General features: G+C 66.9%; 1 protein-coding gene. It reads left to right on the top strand.

Features of this window, described 5'->3' with window-relative positions; translation table 11 throughout:
* Positions 1 to 1088: 1088 nt before the first annotated feature.
* Positions 1089 to 1841, top strand: coding sequence for a DUF5655 domain-containing protein (locus AB0E96_RS40590; RefSeq protein ID WP_359831803.1), 753 nt, complete (start codon positions 1089 to 1091; stop codon positions 1839 to 1841).
* Positions 1842 to 2118 lie beyond the last annotated feature (277 nt).

The following is a 2118-nucleotide window of genomic DNA, read 5'->3' as shown; positions in this document are numbered from 1 at the left end:
CTACCCGAAAAGGTGGCCGAATTGCTTTATCGGGTGTCGAAAAACCATTGGTCACGATTCGATATCGGTCACTGCGGGTAGTCAATTTCGGGGCCGGAAACGCCACCAAGAGGGGGTCTCACCCCCCGGATTCGACCACCTCGAAGCCGCTTGGTCCCCATCTGGTCCCCAAGCTCACACGAACGAACGCTCGTCGAATCTGACGCCGCATCACACAAAAGGCCGTTGACCTGGGCGTTAACCCGGCCAACGGCCTTTCCGACTCACGTCGGGACGACAGGATTTGAACCTGCGACCCCTTGACCCCCAGTTTAGTAGGGCTATCACATTAGCACTCGAAATGCGCCCGCACACACGTCGTGCGTGTGCATATAAGCAAGTCCCGCGCACCTCGTGCGGCAGCGCGCACTACGTGTGGTCCCTGGCTGGTCCCCAGGTCAGGGGCCTGCCGGAGGGGTCGAGTAGCGTTCATGTCTCCAGGATAGCGCCGCTCCGGCCGCCAATCCAGCGATCCCCAAGAGACATCCATAAATTCGCTCGGCAGGGCACCCATGGGACTGCGCACAAATCAACTCTCAAAAGCTGAATGGAGCCCGGGAAATGTCCACCAGATATCTCATCGCCCAAAATTTCCGCAGCCCTCCTGGAAATTCGCGGCACGCACCGTGGCGCACCCCGAAGGTCAACCCGAGGTCCGCCAGCACCGCGCCTCACGCGCTACGGGTTGTGCGAGCCCCACAGCCCACGGCCCGTAGGAAGGTCGCCTACTCCAAGGCGAGCCGCTTCCGAACAGGGCACCGTGCGGACCGAGGGAGTGCAAGGTCACTTGCCGACGACAGGTTTCGCCTGCTGCAGCCGGGGGCCACCCTCTTCTCCCGCGCGCCTCCGTGGCCGTCTGCCAGAATGCGGCTCGCGCCCAGTTCACCCTCGGAGGCCCCAACCCATGCACTCAGCCGCCAGCGCCCCGCTGACCTCCGAGCTGTCCCGTGACCATGCGCTGCTGCTGACCACCATGGCCCACCAGTACCTGAGCAGCGGCGAGTGGCCTACCTGGCAGTGGGTGGACACGGTGCTCGACCGGCGGGGCCTTGACGCTCCTGGTCTGCTCCGCTCGCTCCCTCGGATCGGCGCCGACCGACCCGGACCTTGGTACGGGGCTGGTCAACCACGACGGAGTCAACGTCTCCCGGAATGACCGGGTCGCGGTGACTCTGGCCGGCGCCCTCCATGCGCCTGAACAGCGGCTGGGGCGGGTTGCCGCCGAGCAGGTCGACTGGAGCAACCCGCGGGTGGTCTGCATCGCAGCGGACTACACGCGCTACGACCTGGCGGCGGCGGGGATGTCCCACCACCGCGTCGACATGGTGGTCTACCGGAGGTACGGGGACGACCTGGTGACGCTGGAGCTGGCTGCGTCGGTCGCCGGCGGCTGCGACTCCTCGGTGGCGCGCCGGCCGGAAGGTGCGCGGTCGGCTTCGCCTGCTCGCCGGGCGGTCAGCGAGGTGCTGACGCAGGTGGGCGGTGCGGTCCAGGAGCTGTACGAAGAGCTCGACGCCCGTCTGCTTGACCTCGGCGAGGGCCACTCGGTGGAGTTGCAGCACTACGTCGCCTACCGTCGCCGCCGGAACTTCGCCTGCGTCCGCGTCCTGGCACGGGAGCAGACGCTGGTCGTGTTCCTGCGAGTCGACCCGACGACGGTGCAGCTCGTGCCGGGTTGGACGCGGGATGTCCGGAAGATCGGGCACCACGGGACGGGCGAACTGGAGGTTCGAATCGCTTCGGTGGAGGACCTTGACCGGTCGATGTCGCTGCTGCGGACGAGCTACGCCGCAGCAGCCTGATCGGACACGGCAATGGGCTGCGCACCCTTCTTGGGTGTGCGGCCCATTGCCGTCTCGGGCGCTGCTGCTGTGGGGAACGAAGTCCTCGCGCCGGCGGCGACCCGGCTGCCCGATGGGCCGCCCCGGTTCGTCGTGCCCACCGACCTGACTCTGTGGGGTACGGATCGGAGGGCGGCAGGCTCTGCAGTGCGCCCCAGTTGGGCGCTCATCGCGGTCGACAAGGGAGAAGGCTCTCAGGCGCGGGCGCGGGCAGAGCGCATGGAGCTGCCTCCCCTTA

The organism is Kitasatospora sp. NPDC036755 (assembly GCF_040636595.1).
Lineage (GTDB): Bacteria > Actinomycetota > Actinomycetes > Streptomycetales > Streptomycetaceae > Kitasatospora.
Note: the sequence above shows the minus strand (reverse complement) of the source record. Positions and strands in the feature narration are given on the sequence as shown.